The following is a 20,050-nucleotide window of genomic DNA, read 5'->3' on the forward strand; positions in this document are numbered from 1 at the left end:
CCTGTGCAGCAATCACAATAAAGCGACGGCGCCATGACCCGAGCAACGCGAGTTACCGACCCTTCCTACGAACTGATGGACGATCACAACGGTCTGTCCATCATCTATCGCCAGCACGGTTTCCCCTGCCCGCTGGTGCGCTGGCATTTCCACAAGGAATACGAGCTGCACTTGATCGTTGCCAGCTCGGGCAAGGTGTTTATCGGTGACTACATCGGCAACTTCTACCCGGAAAGCCTGTTTCTCACCGGCCCCAACCTGCCCCACAACTGGATCAGCCAGGTGGAGGAAGACGAAGTGGTGCCCAAGCGCGACATGCTGGTGAACTTCACCGATGAATTATTCGAACACGGCAGCCATGTCTTCGCCGAACTCAAACGCCTGGAACCGTTGCTGGAGCGCGCACAGTACGGCATCGAATTTCGCTGCAAAAAAACCATCGCACTGGCCATGGGCCTGATGCAGCGCATTGAGGAGACCCAGGGCATCGCGCGACTGGGGCACTTCTTCATCCTGATGGAGGCGCTGAGCACGTGTGAGGATTATCAATTGCTCTCGGGCGCCACCACGCCGCAATTGGCCGACGAACACAACATTGACCGCACCAACCGCGCGGTGGATTACATTTTTGCTCACTACGCACGGGAGTTGCCGCTGGAGGAAGTGGCGGACTACCTGGGGATGAAGCCCACCTACTTCTCAAGAGTGTTCAAGCAGGCGACGGGCCGTACCTTTGTCGAATTTGTTAACCGTTTACGCATCAGCAAATCCTGCGAGTTGCTGGCTGACGGAGAGAAGGCGGTGACGGATGTGTGTTTCGAATCGGGGTTCAATAACATTTCCAACTTCAACCGGCGTTTTCAACAGCTCAAGGGCATGACGCCCTCCCACTATAGGCGGTTGGCGGTGCAGCGGTTGACCGAGCAGAACCTCGCCTGACATTGACCGCACCCACCTCCGTGCAGGCACGATCAAAAAATGGCTACATTGCCTGTCACACATGCCTAGTGAACGCCATTAGTCCTCCAGCCACTCAGCAACAACATCACCGCTCTCCTTAGCAGGTGATATTTTTCTGACAGCCGGTTCAAGGATAGGCAATGATCATTAGCGCGCAAAAACTTCCTGCCCTCCACACACAGCACCCTCACCCGGCTGAGAGCGCCCCAAGCGTGCCGCTTGCCGACGCTGCCACGCTCAGCGCGGCGAACATGCGCCCTGCCTTGCGAACGCGCAGGGACCTGCAAGGTTCAACGCCTGCTTCCAACCCGCGCCAAGAGAAAATCAACCAATTCGCCGACGCCCTGGTTGAGCGTGGTGACCGCCAACTGGCCGCCGATATTGCCAATGGCCTGATCCGCGAAAAGCTCGACAAAAACGCATCTGTTGATTCCGAGCAGATAGCAATCCCAAATGACTCCACTTTCCGTCAGCGCTGGAGCGAACTTGCGAACGCACTGCACTCGGAGCCGTTCAAATCGTTTGCGCAGGCCAATGATATTGACCTCAACACCATCATGATCGATAAAACAGGGAGTTTGATTGCGCTCAAAAAGGGCACTTACTATGACATCTACTCACGGACGGATGACGATTGGGCGCGTGCTTCGGTGGACGTTCTGGCGGCAGTAGAAAAACTATCCATTTGGGACCTGATCAACTTCTCTGACAAGGATTTCGTGTCCCTCAGAAACCTGATCGCGTTTTACGATTTGCCTCGATCCACTACCGGTGATGACGTGCTGCCTATCATCGAAAAACTGTTGAAAGGCACCTTCCCAGAGCCGGACAAATCCGACAAGCATTACACGCAGCTTGTTGCCAAGCGCGACCAGCAAAAAAAAGAGGCCCGCCAGGCGATCGCAGACTTACCGCCGCATCAACTGAACCAGCGCCTGGCCGAGTTCGCGCCGTTAACGGCAGCAGAAAGAGTAAAATGCGCTGACAAAGAGCTGGCGGTGCTATGCAGTCAGGCATTGATTAAGCTGTTGCCGGAACCGCGTAGCACACACATGGGGCTGTCGGCCTCTGAGATTATCCTCAACGAAATTCCGGAATATTCGACATTTAACCAGGCGCGCGCACACCTTTTAAAAGCGCTGAGCAGCGACGTTTTTACAACCTTTTTAAAAAACAACAACATCACTGCTTCCAGCGTCAGATTCCTTCCAGACAGCGGGGAATTGACAGGCAACGTCGAAGGCAAGGACAAGACCTTCACCTTGAACGATGTTTCGGATTGGCATGATATCTGGGAAAAAATCAAGAACGCCGTCCAACAAATGGCAGGCGGCTCTGGCGCTGCCGTTGAATATCCGGCCGCATCTGCATCATTGGACGAAGTGATGCGGTTTTACAACGAGCCGGTCCCTGAACGACAAGGTTCAACACAACAGCCTGTGGTGAGCGTCCTGCGCCGAATAGCAGAGATGTCCCAAAACAAAGGTTTCAAAGCATTGGTGGACACAACCGCCAACGATGCGGCGTCCCAGGTTGTGCGCAAGCGACAGCAGGCAGTGAGCAATCAACTCTCTGACACGTCCATTAAGCCATCCAGGCTTGAAGCTCTGGCGCAAGCGATTAAATCCAGTGACGCTGACTCAGTGGAAACAGGAGCAGAAAGCGCCGAAAGCGCACTGGCCATCGCCATGTACCGCGCAATGCTCGCAGTGAAGGCCGATCCCACCCAAGCCTCCAACAAAATCATCGATTCGATACCGCACGACAGTCTGTTCGGACAATGGTGGGATTACCTTGGCAAGGCGCTGAACGCACGCGGGTTCATCGAGTGGGCCCGCGAACAGAAAGTGGACTTGGCGTCCCTGCGCTATGCCCCCTCGGACCGGGCGCTGGTCGGCAAGGTCAATGGCATAGACCGGCGTTATACCGCCAATGATTTTGCGGAAAAATACCCTGGGTATTTTGACGTGCTCACGCCAGTGTTGAATGCCGCAGCGCCCTTCGCAACACGTGGAGCAGAAATGAAGCTGCCGGGAACCATCAGCGCCAATGCACCGTTTGAATCGGTGTGCAATTTTTATGGTATCAGCACCCACTACAGCGGCCCGGCCTTCGCACAACAAACACAGATGATGGGGCGAACACAACAGTTCCCTACGCCTGTTGAAGACACGGATCGAATCGTGAACGATTTGATCCGAAAAAAAACAGCATTGGGGGACAGCAATGATCGATACGCCCTCATTGGTGAGCTTAAACGCCTCAATGCGGAGGACACCTCGACATGGATCAATAGCGATCCTGATTCGTCGCATCAGCCTAAGGGTGCCAGAACTCTTCGGCAGTTTCTTCGAGACAACAAATGGAACGACGTCACGTCGACTCAGCAGACCGAAAACCTGTTAAAGGCGTTGCAAACGCCCGTCCCTCAATCACCGGCCTTGGGCAACCTCTGGGGGTTTCTCTCCACCGACCTCCCGCTCAGCGTTAAACAGCGCAGCAAGGTGGCGGAGTTTGTGAAAGACAATATCGGCCAGCACGACAGCCTTTGGAGCTATTTAAGCGCCGGTATCACTGGCCTCGACGCCCAACCTGACAAAGCACTGGAACGGATATTGTCCAGTGATAAAGCCGTCGAATTTGCCGCGAAGCTGGAAATCGACATGCAGGGGCGCACGACCACGTCCAGCCTGAAGCAGTGGCTGTTGACAGCCCTGGTGCTGGAGCTCGATCCGAAGGCGGGCTCTGCGCGCAATAAGGTTGCAGACTTCCACTTCATGCACGCTGATAACTGGGGACTTCACCCCAACGAAATCAGCCAGCGTTTCGATAAACACTTGATTGACACCGGTAAGGTACCCGCGGCACTGGCCCCGATCGCCTCGCATTTGCTGAAGTCAGGTATGGCGCCACAGTTTGTACGCAAAGACCTGCCGTCAGCGGCAACGCTGGGCTCCTCCGAGTTTGCCATCTACACGATGGGGGTAAATCTGGTCGAGCAGATAGCCCCCGGTGCAGCCACCGGCATGAGCGATGAACAGATCACCCGGTTTATCGGGATTGATCCCATTTCAGCTGATGAGACCCAACAACGCGCCATGGCCGGGATGAATCCGGTGATGGATTGGGCTATCTGCAACGGTCATGTCGTGAAGAGTGACAAGGATGAATACACCCTGGAACAAATGGCAACCGCGCAAAAATCCCTGAATAAACAGACCACTGAAGTGGCTGCCGCCAGCAAGTTTCTGGGTACCGTCAAGGCGCCCAGCAGGCGGGCGATGGCCCTTGAAGCGTTGCGGGCAAAATTTGGTTCCACTATCGATTTCGAGAATACGTACGTACGGGAGAGGGTCGGCAAGATATTTTCCGGCGTTAAAGCGAGCATTGCCGCAGTGTATGAGTCCGGCCGTCTGGGTGATCAGTGGGATCCGGAAAAGCCCGGGGTGGACGTCGAGAACCTGCGCAGGCACGCCTCTGAATTACCGGTCATAAAAGAGCAATTTAATAACGCTATCGAACAGGACTATACGCAGCGCAGGACCCACAGTATTTCGCAACTCAAGGATATGCTCAGCAAACTGCCATTGCCGATTCGCGTTGCCTTGAAGAATGGCGGAATGAACCTGTACGCCGTGGGAAATACCGGCGGTATCGTGCTGGATGTCGATCACTACGGAAAGCAGTACACGCTCGCCGTCTACCCGGGCGCTGGAAAAATAATACAAATCCCGGCGATAGACCGTTCGGTGCTTCACGGCAAAGCCGGCAGCGTAACCATCGACTTGAAGGCCTTCCAAAGTGGCGCAGAGCCAAAACCTGAACTCACCCCCAACGTCGTCTTGACGCCCCTGCACGTTGTCGACCCCAATGTTTATGAAGGGGGCAGGCGACTTTTGTTTGCAGAGCAGGCGGGCACTACGCCCGCCAACTACGAAAGTATCAGGTTCCAACACGTGGCCGAAGTGCTGGTTGACACGGCCTACCTGAACAAGGCCAATTTCACCAACAAACAACGTGGGTTCAACCCTGTGGACAATGCCGTCGAGCCCAGTGATGTCTTCCTGGGCTTCATGAAAGTAGTACCCGGCGGCTCGAGTATTCTGGACCTTTACAACGGCGATTATAAGAAAGCGGTATACGATCTGGGCGTCGACATCGTCATGTATGCAGCCACGGAAGGTGCAGGCAAACTCTGGTCACTGCTCAAATCGGGTACAGGCTGGGCGGCGGTCAAGGTGTCTGCCAAATTCATTGAGAAGTTCGGCGCCAAAGAAGGTGAAGATCTTGTGATCAGAGACCTTACAGCCAACAGTACCTCACAGACGCTCCTTTCAACCAGTCGACTGCAGCAAAGCCATCTGGCGGAACTGGGCGACGGGAAGTTTGTGCAGCCATCCAACATGGAAGACGGTGTCGTCATAAGCTCCGATACACCCCCACACACCAAAGTGACGGCAATCTTCCAGGAAGGTAACTGGTACGCCTACGACAGCAAAACAGCACAAGCCTATGGGCCGGCGCTGAAAGGGTTCGTGTCCGACACAACATCACTCGTGCAAAAAGAAACCTTTTCAGACGGCACCTCAGCGCTGGTAGCGCAAAAATCATTGGCCGAAGACGCCTTTACCCTACCGCGCGTCAATGGCTTCGACCTGATCAACGAGGGCAAGGTCTACCGTTACGATACCCACGCGCCTGGTGTATTGACTGACCTGGAATCGGCCGATCACTTTAAACCGCTCGAAGGTTTCGAGGCGATCTGCCGAGCCCCGACAGGGCTCACTGGCCGATTCAGGCGCGGTGCCAATGACACCTGTTTCTCCAAGATCATCGACAACGTATCCAGTGAGTTGACCCAGGAACTGCAGGCGCTTGAGCACGTGCGGCTGTTCCCCTCGGAGCCGAAGCTGTTCAAAAAGGATCAGTTCGTCATTTTCGAGCGACGTCGGTTCAAGTTGGTTGAAGGTGAAATGGGCCCCCAACTGATGCCCGTCCTTGATAAAAAACGCATCACCTACAAGGACATTGTCAAAGGCACGATCACGCAGGATCCACAGTTCGGCTTTTACAGTGCGCAACCCAGTGACGCGTTGGCGCGGGAAAGCCGGGTGGTGAAGCTCAACAGCATCAGCACGGCGTGCGATGACAAGCGCGAGTTGCGAGGTATCGTGGTTAAGGACTCGATCACCGGCAGTACCAATCAATACTTGGTGATCGAAGCGGATATCGGCGAGTTTTACGTTGCGACATTAAACAAAGCGCCTGGCGACGAACTGACCTTTATAAAATGCACATCCAGAGAATTACCGTTGGTCATGAGCTATAAGGCTAAGCTCAACATACGCCAAGGCGTTTCCCACGTTCCCATTGATCACGATTTTATTGCCTTGCCGAAACTCGATATGGCGTTTCAAGCGCTGGAGCGTTCTGGCTATACGAGACAGGAAGTCGATGAGCTAAAAGTCTATTGTAAAGAGATGACCCCGGAACAGCAGCGTGAAGTCGTTTATCAACTGCAACGGCACGACGCGATCGGTAAAGCCGACATCGCTCTAAGGCCGATACAAGTGGCCGCATTGGATAAACCTGCTGACTTCGCAACCAGAACGGTGGAACAGCAGAACAAATTCTATGCAGAGCAAGCCAAATCCAATGTCAATCTTGGAATGAAAGCCACAGGGCTGGGACCCGGCAATCAAGTGCGGTCCACGGCGGATAAGGCGCGTGCGCAAGCCGCATTAGACACCATCAATTGGATACGTAGTACTGCGGAGAGCCACGCGCCAAATCGCGCCAATCTCGTGCTTAAAACCGGGGCTGGCAACTGCGGAGAAATGGCGATTTTGTCCAAGGACATTATTAATAAGAGCGGCGGTAGAGCCTATGAATGGTATGCATCGGACGCTCACGCGTTCACGGTGGTGGGTGGACCCTCAACGCTACCATCAGGGACCGTCGACTTTTCCGAGCAAGCCTGGAACGACGCCTGGATCGTGGACCCATGGACCGATATTGCCTGTCCCGCTCGCGAATACACACAGAACCTCAAGAAAGTCATGGCCCAGTGGGAAGGTAAAAATATAAAGATATTGGAGAGAGAGGCATTAATTAGCCCGTTGAATAAAAACTGGATGGAAAATCTCATAACGAAACCAAAAAATCCCTTTCCTCACGGGTATAACCGTTCCTGAACACCCTCCACAGGAACAAGCGCGCCGTCACCGTGTGATCGGCGCGCTTTGCCCAAGCCTAACCTGACCTGCCCCCCTCAGCCAAACTGCCAACGAGTGCAAAAAAGTATCAGCGAACGTGCACCCAAGGATTTGTCACAAGCGCATTTCAGGGCTGTAATCAACGCACACTCTTCCTGACTACCTGTAGGAAGACACAACAACAATAACTGTCCTTCTGCAGCCCTCTGGGCGCGGAAATGGAGTGCGCGATGAAGTTCACAGCGAAAGCACTGCTTGTCTCTACCTGCATGACCCTCAGCGCCGTCAGCTTCGGCGCCCAGACCCTGACCATTGCCACCGTCAACAACAGCGACATGATCCGCATGCAAAAGCTCTCGAAAACCTTCGAGGCCGAGCACCCGGAGATCAAGCTAAACTGGGTGGTGCTCGAAGAAAACGTACTGCGCCAACGCCTCACCACTGACATCGCCACCCAGGGCGGGCAGTTCGATGTGCTGACCATCGGCATGTACGAAGCTGCACTGTGGGGCGCCAAGGGCTGGCTGGAGCCGATGAAGGACCTGCCGGCTTCCTACGACCTGGATGATGTATTCCCTTCGGTGCGTGACGGTTTGTCGGTCAAGGGTTCGCTGTACGCCCTGCCGTTCTACGCCGAAAGCTCGATCACCTATTACCGCACCGACCTGTTCAAGGACGCCGGGCTGACCATGCCCGAGCACCCGACCTGGAGCCAGATCGGCGAATACGCGGCCAAACTCACCGACAAGTCCAAGGAGCAGTACGGCCTGTGCCTGCGCGGCAAGGCCGGCTGGGGCGAGAACATGGCGCTGATCACCACCCTGGCCAACGGCTACGGAGCGCGCTGGTTCGATGAGAAGTGGCAGCCCGAGTTCAACGGCCCCGAGTGGAAGGACGCGCTGAACTTCTACGTCGACAACATGAAGAAATCCGGCCCGCCGGGTGCTTCGAGCAACGGTTTCAACGAAAACCTGGCGCTGTTCAACAGCGGCAAGTGCGCGATCTGGGTCGATGCCAGCGTGGCCGGCTCGTTCGTCACCGACAAGACCCAGAGCAAAGTGGCTGACCATGTCGGCTTCACCTTCGCCCCCCACGAAAAAACCGACAAGGGCACCTCGTGGCTGTACTCCTGGAGCCTGGCGATTCCAACCAGCTCCAAGGCCAAGGACGCCGCCAAGGTGTTCACCAGTTGGGCAACCTCCAAGGAATATGGCGCACTGGTCGCCAAGACGGACGGCATCGCCAATGTACCGCCAGGCACGCGCGCCTCGACCTACAGCGATGAGTACATGAAGGCCGCACCGTTCGCCAAGGTGACTCTGGAATCGCTGAAAGTCGCCGACCCGACCAAGCCGACCCTCAAGCCGGTGCCGTATATCGGGATTCAGCTGGTCACCATTCCCGAGTTCCAGGCGATTGGTACGCAAGTGGGCAAGTTCTTCTCCGGTGCCTTGACCGGTCAGCAGACGGTCGACCAGGCACTGGCTGCCGCGCAGACCACCACCGAGCGTGAAATGAAGCGGGCGGGTTATCCCAAATAAACTGGGAATACCACAGTAAATGTGGGAGGGGGCTTGCTCCCGATAGCAGTGGATCAGCCAACTGATTCATCAACTGATACACCGCTATCGGGAACAAGCCCCCTCCCACACTGACCGCACTCCGATTCATGCTCCGCACTGGTCCTGATTGCCATGAATACAACACCCAAAAACCGTCTGGCCAACCCTGGCTGGTTTCTCGTCAGCCCTTCGGTGGCCTTGCTGCTGCTGTGGATGATCGTACCGCTGGGCATGACCCTGTACTTTTCACTGATCCGCTACAACCTGCTCTACCCCGGTGAAAACCAGTTCGTAGGGCTGGAGAACTTCACCTATTTCGTCACCGACTCGGGGTTCCTGCCCGGCGCCACCAACACCCTGTTGCTGGTGGGCAGCGTGCTGTTGATCAGCGTGGTGTTTGGCGTGTTGATCAGTGCCCTGCTTGAGGCCAGTGAGTTCCTCGGCCGTGGCCTGGTGCGGGTGATGCTGATTTCGCCGTTTTTCATCATGCCCACCGTCGGTGCGCTGATCTGGAAGAACCTGATTTTCCACCCCGTGTCGGGGATTCTCGCCGCCGTGTGGAAGTTCTTCGGCGCCGAACCCGTGGACTGGCTGGCGCACTACCCGCTGTTGTCGATCATCATCATTGTGTCGTGGCAATGGCTGCCTTTCGCCATCCTGCTGCTGATGACCGCCATGCAGTCCCTCGACCAGGAGCAAAAGGAAGCCGCGCGCCTGGACGGTGCCGGCGCCATCGCGATCTTCTGGCACCTGACCCTGCCGCACCTGGCCCGCCCGATTGCGGTGGTGGTGATGATCGAAACGATCTTTTTGCTCTCGGTGTTCGCCGAAATCTTCACCACCACCAACGGCGGCCCCGGTTACGCCTCGACCAACCTCGCCTACCTGATCTACAACCAGGCGCTGGTGCAGTTCGACGTGGGCATGGCCTCGGCCGGCGGCTTGATCGCCGTGGTCATCGCCAATATCGCGGCGATCATCCTGGTGCGGATGATCGGCAAAAACCTGACTGACAAGCCTTGAGGGCCGCGCCATGACGCTTCAACAATCCCGCCGCCTGCAAAGCCTGTTGCTTGGCACGCTGGCCTGGGCCATCGCGATCCTGATTTTCTTCCCGATCTTCTGGATGGTGCTGACCAGCTTCAAGACCGAAATCGACGCGTTCGCCACCCCGCCGCAGTTCATTTTCACGCCGACGCTGGAGAACTACCTGCACATCAACGAACGCAGCAACTACTTCGCCTACGCGTGGAACTCGGTACTCATTTCGTTCAGCGCCACCGCCCTGTGCCTGCTGATCTCGGTACCGGCCGCCTACTCCATGGCGTTCTATGAAACCAAACGCACCAAGGGCACGCTGCTGTGGATGCTGTCCACCAAGATGCTGCCGCCGGTGGGCGTGCTGATGCCGATCTACCTGCTGGCCAAGAGCTTTGGCCTGCTGGATACGCGCATCGCGCTGATCATCATCTACACCCTGATCAACCTGCCGATCGTAGTGTGGATGGTGTACACCTACTTCAAGGACATTCCCAAGGACATCCTCGAAGCCGCGCGCCTGGACGGCGCCACCCTGTGGCAGGAAATGGTTCGCGTGCTGCTGCCGATCGCCAAGGGCGGCCTGGCCTCCACGGTGCTGCTGTCGCTGATCCTGTGCTGGAACGAGGCGTTCTGGTCGTTGAACCTGACCTCCTCCAGCGCAGCGCCGCTGACGGCGTTGATCGCCTCCTACTCCAGCCCCGAAGGTTTGTTCTGGGCCAAATTGTCCGCCGTCTCGACCCTCGCCTGTGCGCCCATCCTGATCTTCGGCTGGATCAGCCAGAAGCAGCTGGTGCGTGGCTTGTCCTTCGGCGCCGTCAAATAATAATTGCAAGCGGAGGCCCATCTCATGGCCAACCTGAAAATCAAGAATCTGCAAAAAGGCTTCGAAGGTTTCTCGATCATCAAAGGCATCGACCTGGAAGTGAACGACAAGGAATTCGTGGTGTTCGTCGGCCCTTCGGGCTGCGGCAAGTCCACCCTGCTGCGCTTGATCGCAGGGCTTGAAGAAGTGAGCGAAGGCACCATCGAACTGGACGGGCGCGACATCACCGAAGTGACCCCGGCCAAGCGCGACCTGGCGATGGTGTTCCAGACTTACGCGCTGTACCCGCACATGAGCGTGCGCAAGAACATGTCGTTTGCCCTGGACCTGGCCGGCGTCGACAAGAAGCTGGTGGACAGCAAGGTCAGCGAAGCGGCGCGCATCCTCGAGCTCGGGCCTCTGCTTGAGCGCAAGCCCAAGCAACTGTCCGGCGGTCAGCGTCAGCGCGTGGCGATTGGCCGGGCGATTGTGCGCAACCCGAAGATCTTCCTGTTCGACGAACCGCTGTCCAACCTCGATGCCGCGCTGCGCGTGCAGATGCGCCTGGAACTGGCGCGCCTGCACAAGGAGCTGCAGGCGACCATGATCTACGTGACCCACGACCAGGTGGAAGCGATGACCCTGGCCGACAAGGTGGTGGTGTTGAACAGCGGGCGCATCGAGCAGGTCGGCTCGCCGCTGGACCTCTATCACCAGCCGGCCAATCTGTTTGTGGCGGGTTTCCTCGGCACACCGAAAATGGGCTTTCTCAAGGGCAAGGTCACGCGGGTCGAATCGCAGAGCTGTGAAGTGCAACTGGACGCCGGCACCTTGATCAACCTGCCACTCAGCGGCCCGACCCTCAGCGTCGGCAACGCGGTGACCCTGGGCATTCGCCCGGAACACCTGGAAATCGCCGCAGCGGGCCAGACCACCCTGACCGTCATCGCCGACGTCGGCGAGCGCCTGGGCAGCGACACCTTCTGCCACGTCATCACCTCAACAGGCGAGCCGCTGACAATGCGGATTCGCGGCGACATGGCCAGCCAATACGGCGAGACGCTGCACCTGCACCTCGACCCGGCGCACTGCCACCTGTTCGACACCGACGGCGTGGCCGTGGCCCGCCCACTGCGCGCTGCCGCCTGATTTCGCGAGTATCTTCTGATGAAACTGAATAAGCAGAACCTCACCCTGTTGGCGCCGCAAGTGAAAATCCCCGCCTACGCCATTGCCAGCACTACGCAGGGCATCGCGCATATCGGCGTAGGCGGTTTCCACCGCGCGCATCAGGCGTATTACACCGATGCGCTGATGAATACCGGCGTTGGCCTGGACTGGAGCATCTGCGGCGTCGGCCTGCGGGCCGAGGACCGCAAGGCCCGCGACGACCTGGCCGGCCAGGATTACCTGTTCACCCTCTATGAACTGGGCGACACCGACGACACCGAAGTGCGCGTGATCGGCTCGATCAGCGACATGCTGCTGGCCGAAGACGGCGCCCAGGCGCTGATCGACAAACTGGCCGACCCCGCCATTCGCATCGTCTCGCTGACCATCACCGAAGGCGGCTACTGCATCGACGACAGCACCGGCGAGTTCATGGCGCACCTGCCGCAGATCCAGCATGACCTGGCCCACCCTGCGGCGCCGACCACCGTGTTCGGTTTTATCTGCGCGGCGCTGAGCCAACGCCGCGCCGCCGGCACCCCGGCGTTTACCGTGATGTCCTGCGATAACCTGCCGCACAACGGCGCCGTCACGCGCAAGGCGCTGCTGGCGTTCGCCGCCCTGCACAATGCCGACCTGCACGACTGGATCAAGGCCAACGTGAGTTTCCCCAACGCCATGGTCGACCGCATCACGCCCATGACCAGCAGCGCGCACCGCCTGCAACTGCACGACGAGCACGGCATCGACGATGCCTGGCCGGTGGTGTGCGAACCCTTTGTGCAGTGGGTGCTGGAAGACAACTTCGTCAACGGCCGCCCGGCCTGGGAAAAAGTCGGGGTGCAGTTCACCGATGACGTCACGCCCTATGAAGAAATGAAGATCGGCCTGCTCAACGGCAGCCACCTGGCGCTGACCTACCTGGGCTTTCTCAAGGGTTACCGGTTTGTGCACGAGACCATGAATGACCCGGTGTTTGTGGCGTACATGCGTGCCTACATGGACCTGGACGTCACGCCAAACCTGGCGCCGGTGCCGGGCATCGACCTGACCGCGTACAAACAGACGCTGGTGGACCGCTTCTCCAACCAGGCGATTGCCGATCAACTGGAGCGCGTGTGTTCGGATGGCTCGTCGAAGTTTCCCAAGTTCACCGTGCCGACCATCAACCGTTTGATTGCCGATGGCCGTGAGACCGAGCGGGCAGCACTGGTGGTCGCAGCCTGGGCGTTGTACTTGAAGGGCGTGGATGAGAACGGTGTGAGCTACAAAATCCCGGATCCGCGTGCCGAGTTCTGCCAGGCACTGGTCAGTGACGACGCGCTGATCAGCCAGCGACTGCTGGGGGTGGAAGAGATTTTCGGCAAGGCTATTCCCAACTCACCCGCGTTTGTGGCAGCGTTCGAGCGGTGTTATGCAAGTTTGCGCGATCATGGCGTCACTGAAACCCTGCAAAACCTCCTGAAGAAACCGGCTTAAAACTGTGGGAGGGGGCTTGCTCCCTCCCACATTGACCGCATTTCAATCCAATAATAAAACTGCTGAGCACTCCCTCATGACCCAGCAAAACCTGTTCCTCGGCATCGACTGCGGCACCCAGGGCACCAAGGCCATTGTCCTCGACGCGGCCACCGGCAAGGTGCTGGGTCTGGGCGCCGCCGCACATACCCTGATCAGCGGCGCCAATGGCCGCCGCGAACAGCACACCCAGGAATGGCTGGATGCGTTCACCGAAGCCACCCACCGCGCCCTGCAACAGGCCGGCGTGGACGGCCGCGACATCCTTGGTATCGGCGTTTCCGGCCAGCAACACGGCCTGGTGCTGCTCGACGACGAGGGCCAGGTACTGCGCCCGGCCAAGCTGTGGTGCGACACCGAAACCGCACCTGAAAATGACCGGTTGCTGCAACACCTGGGCGGCGAACGCGGTTCGCTGGAGCGCCTGGGGGTGGCGATTGCGCCCGGTTACACCCTGTCCAAACTGCTGTGGACCCGCGAACAGCACCCGGATGTGTTCAGCCGCATCGCCCATATCCTGCTGCCCCACGACTACCTGAACCATTGGCTGACCGGGCGTGCCGTGGCGGAATACGGCGATGCGTCGGGCACCGGTTATTTCAACGTGCGCACCCGTGAATGGGATGTTGCGCTGCTCAAACACATCGACCCCAGCGGTCGCCTGGAAGCGGCCCTGCCCGAGCTGATCGAAGCCGACCAGGCCGTGGGCACGATCCTCCCCGCCATCGCCGAACGCCTGGGCATCAACCCCCACGCCATCGTCTCCAGCGGCGGCGGCGATAACATGATGGGCGCCATTGGCACCGGCAATATCGCGCCGGGCGTGATCACCATGAGCCTGGGCTCATCGGGCACTGTCTACGCCTTTTCGGATCAGCCCAACATCAGCCCCCAGGCCTCGGTGGCGACTTTCTGCTCTTCCAGCGGCGGCTGGCTGCCGTTGATCTGCACCATGAACCTGACCAACGCCACCGGAGTGATTCGCGAGCTGTTCGAGCTGGACCTGGCGGCCTTCAACGCCCTCGTCGCGCAGGCTCCGATTGGCGCCGACGGCGTGAGCATGCTGCCGTTTCTCAACGGCGAGCGCGTACCCGCCCTGCCCCATGCCACCGGCAGCCTGCACGGCCTGACCATGACCAACCTGACCCGCGCCAACCTGTGCCGCGCGGTGGTCGAAGGCACCACCTTCGGCCTGCGCTACGGCCTCGACCTGCTGCGCGAAACCGGCCTGCAAAGCCAGCGTATCCGCCTTATCGGCGGCGGCTCGAAAAGCCCGGTGTGGCGGCAGATGGTTGCCGATATCATGAACACCGAAGTGATTTGCACCGAACAACCCGAAGCCGCCGCCCTCGGCGCGGCGATCCAGGCGGCGTGGTGCCAGAGCGGCGAATCCCTGGCCAGCCTGTGCGACAAATGCGTCAGCGTCGACCCGGCCAGCCGCACGTTGCCGGTGGCGGCCAATGTCCTTGCCTGTCAGCAGGCTTACGAACGCTATCAACAGCACGTGGCAACCCTTTAAGAGCGAACGACTATGTATCTGGTGTGTGGTGAAGCGCTGTTTGATTTTTTCAGCGAGGAAGAGGTCGGCGGGCAGGCTGCCAAGCTCAATTACCGGGCGATTGCCGGCGGCTCGCCGTTCAACGTGGCAGTCGGCCTGCGCCGCCTGGGCATCGAGGCCGGGCTGTTTGGCGGGCTGTCCACCGACTTTCTGGGACGCCGCCTGTTGCAGGTGCTCAAGGACGAAGGCGTCAGCGAGCGGTTTCTGCTGGAGTTCGCCGCGCCCACCACCCTGTCGATGGTTGCGGTGGGGGCCAATGGCTCACCGCAGTACAATTTCCGCGGCGAGGGTTGCGCCGACCGCCTGCTGGAAATCGACCACCTGCCACAATTGGGCGATGAAATTCGCGGGCTGCATGTGGGTTCGTTTTCGCTGGTGGTGCAGCCGATTGGCGATACCCTGCTCGAGTTGGTCAAGCGTGAAAGCGGCAAGCGCCTGATCAGCCTGGACCCCAACGTGCGCCTCAACCCGCAGCCGGATATCCAACTGTGGCGCGAGCGCGTGGCGCAACTGGCGCAGCATGCCGACCTGATCAAGGTCAGCGACGAAGACCTGCACCTGCTCTACCCCGACCAATCACCGGAAAGCGTGCTGCAGGACTGGTTGCAACACCGCTGCCAGTTGGTGTTCCTCACCCGTGGCGGCGACGGCGCCAGTGTGTTCAGCCGCCGGCATGGCACCTGGTCGCAACCGGCGATGAAGATCGTGATGGCCGACACCGTAGGTGCCGGCGACACCTTCCAGGCTGCGTTGATTGCCTGGTTGACCGAGCATCAACTGGACTCGGTGCAAGGCCTGCACCAGCTGACGCGCGAACAGATCGACGCGATGCTGGGCTTTGCGATTCGCGCCTCGGCCTTGACCTGCACCCGGACTGGGCCCGACCTGCCGTACCGTCTGCAGCTGGACTGAGCCTGCCCGGGCAAAAAAAAGAACGGCAACCGCCGTTCTGACAGGGGCTCGGCGCTTAACCGAGCCTGCGGGTCATCGGTAAATCGACCCCATACGTTTGACAGGTTCCTGCGTGTGCTTGAGGTCTTCGCGCAACCCGGTGATCAGGTTGCAAATGGCGCGGCTGCTGTCGAGCTTGTCGGCATTGATGCCTTTGACTTCCAGATCCACTCGGTCACGATCACGCTCGTCATACACTTTGATCGTCAGCGACGCGTCTTCGGCTTTAATGCATTCACACCGCTTGGGCAGAAAACTTCCTTCAATAATGCTGCGTAGTTCCAGTTCCGAAAGCATGGCTAACCTCTCCTTTTATGAGACTGCCAACTGATTGTTATGTGTCTGACGGGCAGGTCCCCGCCGCGTCCTGCCAACCCTGGAAGACGCTTTCACTTAATGAGCGTACTCGGCAAAACTGACGCGCGTTGTAACTTTTCCTCATAAGCTGAGGCGTCGTTTACATAACTGAATCTGGAACTATCACAGTGCCCTGAATTATCGCCGAACGACTTCGATTAAACGTTTAACCCGGCAAACTCGGTTAAACAGGTTAAACTTGCAGAAATATATAGCAAACTTTTAACCCTGAGGTCGTCCCGCAGACAATGATCAAAACTCCCGCACAACTTGCCGTGATGCGCGAAGCCGGGCGCCTGCTGGCCGAGGTGTTTACCCTGCTCGACGGCTTCGTCGCCGCCGGCCGCTCCACCCTGGAACTAGACGCCGCCGTCGAAGCCTTCATCCGTAACGACCTGCAGGCGCGCCCGGCCAGCCTTGGGCAATACGATTATCCCTTCTCCATCAATACATCGATCAACGAGGTGGTATGCCACGGCATGCCCAATGCCAGGGACGTGCTCAAGGACGGCGACATCATCAATATCGACATCACCCTGGAAAAAGGCGGCTTTATTGCCGACTCCAGCAAGATGTACATGATCGGCAACGTGGCGCCCAAGGCACGGCGGCTGGTGGATAAGACCTTCGAGGCGATGTGGGAAGGTATTCGCCAGGTCAAACCCGGCACACACTTGGGCGATATCGGCCACGCGATCCAGAGCCATGCGCAAGCCAACGGCTACAGCGTGGTGCGTGAATACTGCGGCCACGGCATCGGCCGCGACATGCACGAAGAACCGCAGATCCTGCACGTCGGCCGCCCCGGCACCGGCCTGCAATTGCGTGAAGGCATGGTGTTCACCATCGAGCCGATGCTCAACCAGGGCAGCGCCAAGGTACGCAACCTCAAGGATGGCTGGACGGTCGTGACACAGGACAACAGCCTGTCGGCACAGTGGGAACACACCGTCGCGGTGACGGCGCAGGGGTTCGAGGTGCTGACCTTGCAGGCCCTGCCCTGACCCCCGCGTTCACCTCAGGCCACCTGTTTGATGCCGGCCTTGGCTTCCAGCTCACGCACCAGGGGCAGCACGCGCTGGCCGAAGTACTCGACTTCTTCCTGAAAGTGCAGGAACCCGGCCAGTATCAGGTCCACACCCACCGCCTTGAGCGCCACGATGCGCTCGGCGATTTGCTGTGGCGTGCCGATCAGGTTGGTCTTGAAGCCGTCGTTGTACTGCACCAGGTCGGCAAAGCTGGACTTGGCCCAGTTGCCCTCGCCTTCCGGTGAGGCCCTGCCCGCCTGTTTGGCCGCATCGCCAAAGGCGTTGACTGCCTCCGGGTCCGCCTTGTCGATGATTTCCGCAAGTACCGCACGGGCTTCTTCTTCGGTGTCGCGGGCAATGATAAAAGCGTTCACACCCACCTTGACCGAATGGTTGTTGGCCGCGGCCTTGGTGCGAATATCGTTGACCTGGGCCTGGATGCCTTCGGGCGTGTTGCCGTTGGTGAAGTACCAGTCCGACACCCGCGCCGCCATGTCCCGCGCGGCCCGCGAGCTGCCGCCCTGGAACACTTCCGGCTGGCCCAGTGGCTTGGGCTTGAGGGTGTAGTTGTCGAAGCGATAGAAGTCGCCTCTGAAAGTGAAATTGTCCTGCGACCAGATGCCTTTGAGCGCACGAATGAATTCTTCGGAGCGGCGATAGCGTTCGTCGTGCTCCAGCCAGTGCTCGCCGATGGCCTGGAACTCGCCCTTGAACCAGCCGCTGACGATATTCACCGCGATGCGGCCGTTGGTGAGCTGGTCGATGGTCGCCAATTGCTTGGCCGCCAGCGCCGGCTGCCAGGGGCCCGGCAGGATCGCGGCAATCACCTTGAGTTTGGTGGTCGCGGCCAGCAGGGCGTGACTGAATGCCACCGATTCGTGCTGGTTGTCGGCGCCATAACCCGCCGTGAAGCGGATCTGGGTCAGGCCATATTCGAAGCCGGCGGCTTCGGCCAGTTGCGCCAGTTTGCGGTTGTAGTCGATGCCCCAGTGGGTGCGCTGTTCGATCTTGCTCACCACCAGCCCACCGCTGACGTTAGGCACCCAATAGGCAAATTTCACGGCTTGCTGACTCATCTTGAGGTTCCTCGCACACAGGGATGTATCAAGCCTTGAGCAGCAAGCGTGCCAGGCCTCGGTAAAGGCCCGGCGCACAAGGGTTGCGCCCGTAAAACGGGCACCGGGCATAGCCACCGGACACTGTCACCGATTGCGCCGGTTTGTCGATCCACTGTTGCTGGCGCAACAGTCAATGGCACCTGCCCCCCGTAAACACGGGCTGTCGCACCCGGCACGGAGTGTGCAATCCCCCTGGCACATGATCACTGCCCAGGAGCCGTCCCCCATGACCGAACACCACGTCATCAACCCGTTGTCCATCGGCGTCGACTACCCGACACTGGCCGCCCGTTTCCGGCCGATCTTTGAACGTATCGCCGAGGGCGCGCTTGAGCGCGAACACACGCGCACCCTGCCCCATGAACCGATCCAGTGGCTCAAGCAGGCCGGTTTCGGCGCAGTGCGCGTGCCGGTGGAATATGGCGGCGGCGGCGCCTCGTTGCCGCAGTTGCTTGAACTGCTGATCGAGCTGGCGGCTGCCGACTCCAACGTGCCCCAGGCCCTGCGCGGGCATTTTGCGTTTGCCGAAGACCGCCTGAACGCACCACCGAGCGCCGGGCGCGACCTGTGGTTCAAACGGTTTGTCGACGGCGATATCGTCGGCTGCGCCTGGACCGAAATCGGCACGGTGGCGATTGGCGATGTGGTCACCCAGGTCAGCCCCGACGGCGAGCAGTGGACACTCAATGGTGAGAAGTTCTACAGCACCGGCAGTATTTTCTCTGACTGGATCGACGTGTATGCGCGGCGCAGCGATACAGGCGGCGACGTGATCGCCGCCACCCGCACTCGCCAGCCCGGCGTGGTGCAAAGCGATGACTGGGACGGTTTCGGCCAGCGCACCACCGGCAGCGGCACCACGCGGTTTACCGATGCGGTGGTGCAAGCGCAGGACGTGATCGACTTTGCCACCCGCTTCAAATACCAGACCGCGTTCTACCAGTTAGTCCTGTTGGCAACCCTGGCCGGCATCGGCCGAGCGGCGCTCAATGATGTGGCCCGGCAGGTGCGTGACCGTAAACGCATCTATAGCCATGGCAATGCCGCGCATGTCAGCCAGGACGCGCAGGTGCAACAGGTGGTGGGTGAAGTCGCCGCGCTCGTGTATGCCGCCGAGGCCAGCGCGCTGAAAGCGGCGGTGCCGGCGCAACGCGCCTACCTGGCACGGTTCGGCGGAGACGATGCCGCAGAGCGTGACGCCAATGTGGCCGCCGAGATTGAATCGGCGACGGCGCAGGTGGTGGTCTCGGAACTGATCCAGCGCGCCACCAGCCAATTGTTCAATGCGCTGGGCGCCTCGGATGTGCGTCAGGGCAAGGCGCTGGACCGGCACTGGCGCAACGCACGCACGGTGTCGTCACACAACCCGGTGATCTACAAGGCGCGGATTATCGGCGATTGGGTGATCAACGGCAGCGAACCGCCGTTCGTGTGGCAGATCGGTAATGGCCCGAAACAAGCCTGAAACCCTACAGGATCGAATGCTGGAAGCTCGACCTGGAACCTCTGTGGCGAGCGCGATTGTCGCAGCGAGCGGGCCTGTCGTGGCGAGCGGGCTTGCCCCGCGTTGGGGTGCGAAGCGCCCCCATCAAGGAACATGCGGTGTACCTGACACTGCGCAGAGGATGGCTTTGGGGCTGCTGCGCAGCCCAACGCAGGACAAGCCTGCTCGCCACAGGGAATCTGCGCTTAACTGAACGGCATTGGGGCTTGCCCCGCATTGGGGTGCGAAGCGCCCCCAATCAAGCAAAACGCGGTGTACCTGATACG

General features: G+C 59.2%; 14 protein-coding genes. 11 read left to right on the forward strand and 3 right to left on the reverse strand.

The features are described from left to right. Nucleotides 1–33 precede the first annotated feature (33 nt). The 9 genes from ACXX81_RS11540 (at nucleotide 34) to ACXX81_RS11580 (ending at nucleotide 15,738) form a co-directional block, all read left to right on the forward strand. Complete coding sequence (locus tag ACXX81_RS11540) at nucleotides 34–939, forward strand: AraC family transcriptional regulator (RefSeq protein ID WP_231423830.1); 906 nt, start codon at nucleotides 34–36, stop codon at nucleotides 937–939. Nucleotides 940–1,100: 161 nt separating this feature from the next. Further along, on the forward strand, nucleotides 1,101–7,154 hold the full coding sequence (locus ACXX81_RS11545) for a hypothetical protein (protein WP_458571711.1): 6,054 nt from the start codon (nucleotides 1,101–1,103) through the stop codon (nucleotides 7,152–7,154). A 290-nt stretch (nucleotides 7,155–7,444) separates the two neighbouring features. Continuing rightward, a complete protein-coding gene (locus tag ACXX81_RS11550; protein WP_458572583.1) occupies nucleotides 7,445–8,716 on the forward strand; it encodes an ABC transporter substrate-binding protein in 1,272 nt (423 codons plus the stop codon). Nucleotides 8,717–8,869: 153 nt separating this feature from the next. Beyond that, nucleotides 8,870–9,760, forward strand: coding sequence for a carbohydrate ABC transporter permease (locus tag ACXX81_RS11555; protein ID WP_057009372.1), 891 nt, complete (start codon nucleotides 8,870–8,872; stop codon nucleotides 9,758–9,760). Nucleotides 9,761–9,770: 10 nt separating this feature from the next. Then, a complete protein-coding gene (locus tag ACXX81_RS11560; protein ID WP_003233033.1) occupies nucleotides 9,771–10,601 on the forward strand; it encodes a carbohydrate ABC transporter permease in 831 nt (276 codons plus the stop codon). Nucleotides 10,602–10,625: 24 nt separating this feature from the next. Further along, a complete protein-coding gene (locus tag ACXX81_RS11565) occupies nucleotides 10,626–11,729 on the forward strand; it encodes an ABC transporter ATP-binding protein (RefSeq protein WP_209981481.1) in 1,104 nt (367 codons plus the stop codon). 18 nt (nucleotides 11,730–11,747) lie between these two features. Continuing rightward, nucleotides 11,748–13,229, forward strand: a complete 1,482-nt coding sequence (locus tag ACXX81_RS11570; RefSeq protein ID WP_209981479.1) for a mannitol dehydrogenase family protein — start codon at nucleotides 11,748–11,750, stop codon at nucleotides 13,227–13,229. A 76-nt stretch (nucleotides 13,230–13,305) separates the two neighbouring features. After that, nucleotides 13,306–14,787, forward strand: a complete 1,482-nt coding sequence (gene xylB, locus ACXX81_RS11575) for a xylulokinase (protein ID WP_209981477.1) — start codon at nucleotides 13,306–13,308, stop codon at nucleotides 14,785–14,787. Between the two features lie 12 nt (nucleotides 14,788–14,799). Continuing rightward, nucleotides 14,800–15,738 carry a carbohydrate kinase family protein gene (locus ACXX81_RS11580; RefSeq protein WP_458571712.1) on the forward strand — a complete coding sequence of 313 codons (939 nt, stop codon included), beginning with the start codon at nucleotides 14,800–14,802 and terminating at the stop codon, nucleotides 15,736–15,738. 72 nt (nucleotides 15,739–15,810) lie between these two features. Here ACXX81_RS11580 and ACXX81_RS11585 read toward each other — a convergent pair whose 3' ends face one another. Then, on the reverse strand, nucleotides 15,811–16,074 hold the full coding sequence (locus ACXX81_RS11585; RefSeq protein WP_209981473.1) for a DUF1652 domain-containing protein: 264 nt from the start codon (nucleotides 16,072–16,074) through the stop codon (nucleotides 15,811–15,813). Nucleotides 16,075–16,382: 308 nt separating this feature from the next. Between ACXX81_RS11585 and map the strand changes: the two genes are divergently transcribed. Then, nucleotides 16,383–17,138, forward strand: a complete 756-nt coding sequence (gene map / locus ACXX81_RS11590; protein ID WP_458571713.1) for a type I methionyl aminopeptidase — start codon at nucleotides 16,383–16,385, stop codon at nucleotides 17,136–17,138. A gap of 14 nt (nucleotides 17,139–17,152) precedes the next feature. On the opposite strand, the gene sfnG is transcribed toward map, so the two are convergent. Together sfnG and ACXX81_RS11600 are read right to left on the reverse strand one after the other, a co-directional pair. Beyond that, nucleotides 17,153–18,238 (reverse strand): dimethylsulfone monooxygenase SfnG, encoded by a 1,086-nt coding sequence (gene sfnG / locus ACXX81_RS11595; RefSeq protein WP_209981470.1) that lies wholly within the window; start codon nucleotides 18,236–18,238, stop codon nucleotides 17,153–17,155. 28 nt (nucleotides 18,239–18,266) lie between these two features. Next, nucleotides 18,267–18,407 (reverse strand): hypothetical protein, encoded by a 141-nt coding sequence (locus ACXX81_RS11600; RefSeq protein WP_209981468.1) that lies wholly within the window; start codon nucleotides 18,405–18,407, stop codon nucleotides 18,267–18,269. Nucleotides 18,408–18,506: 99 nt separating this feature from the next. On the opposite strand from ACXX81_RS11600, the gene ACXX81_RS11605 reads away from it, so the two are divergent. Continuing rightward, nucleotides 18,507–19,745: an acyl-CoA dehydrogenase family protein gene (locus ACXX81_RS11605; RefSeq protein ID WP_458571714.1), complete on the forward strand. Its 1,239-nt coding sequence runs from the start codon at nucleotides 18,507–18,509 to the stop codon at nucleotides 19,743–19,745. Nucleotides 19,746–20,050 lie beyond the last annotated feature (305 nt).

The organism is Pseudomonas sp. GNP013 (genome assembly GCF_054343995.1).

What these genes read in the sequence shown, in the direction of transcription:
- ACXX81_RS11550 (WP_458572583.1), top strand. Translation starts at nt 7,445, where the DNA reads ATGACCCTCAGCGCCGTCAGCTTCGGCGCCCAGACCCTGACCATTGCC.
- ACXX81_RS11565 (WP_209981481.1), top strand. Translation starts at nt 10,626, where the DNA reads ATGGCCAACCTGAAAATCAAGAATCTGCAAAAAGGCTTCGAAGGTTTC.
- ACXX81_RS11540 (WP_231423830.1), top strand. Translation starts at nt 34, where the DNA reads ATGACCCGAGCAACGCGAGTTACCGACCCTTCCTACGAACTGATGGAC.
- map (WP_458571713.1), top strand. Translation starts at nt 16,383, where the DNA reads ATGATCAAAACTCCCGCACAACTTGCCGTGATGCGCGAAGCCGGGCGC.
- ACXX81_RS11580 (WP_458571712.1), top strand. Translation starts at nt 14,800, where the DNA reads ATGTATCTGGTGTGTGGTGAAGCGCTGTTTGATTTTTTCAGCGAGGAA.
- xylB (WP_209981477.1), top strand. Translation starts at nt 13,306, where the DNA reads ATGACCCAGCAAAACCTGTTCCTCGGCATCGACTGCGGCACCCAGGGC.
- sfnG (WP_209981470.1), bottom strand. Translation starts at nt 18,238, where the DNA reads ATGAGTCAGCAAGCCGTGAAATTTGCCTATTGGGTGCCTAACGTCAGC.
- ACXX81_RS11605 (WP_458571714.1), top strand. Translation starts at nt 18,507, where the DNA reads ATGACCGAACACCACGTCATCAACCCGTTGTCCATCGGCGTCGACTAC.
- ACXX81_RS11585 (WP_209981473.1), bottom strand. Translation starts at nt 16,074, where the DNA reads ATGCTTTCGGAACTGGAACTACGCAGCATTATTGAAGGAAGTTTTCTG.
- ACXX81_RS11560 (WP_003233033.1), top strand. Translation starts at nt 9,771, where the DNA reads ATGACGCTTCAACAATCCCGCCGCCTGCAAAGCCTGTTGCTTGGCACG.
- ACXX81_RS11545 (WP_458571711.1), top strand. Translation starts at nt 1,101, where the DNA reads ATGATCATTAGCGCGCAAAAACTTCCTGCCCTCCACACACAGCACCCT.
- ACXX81_RS11570 (WP_209981479.1), top strand. Translation starts at nt 11,748, where the DNA reads ATGAAACTGAATAAGCAGAACCTCACCCTGTTGGCGCCGCAAGTGAAA.
- ACXX81_RS11555 (WP_057009372.1), top strand. Translation starts at nt 8,870, where the DNA reads ATGAATACAACACCCAAAAACCGTCTGGCCAACCCTGGCTGGTTTCTC.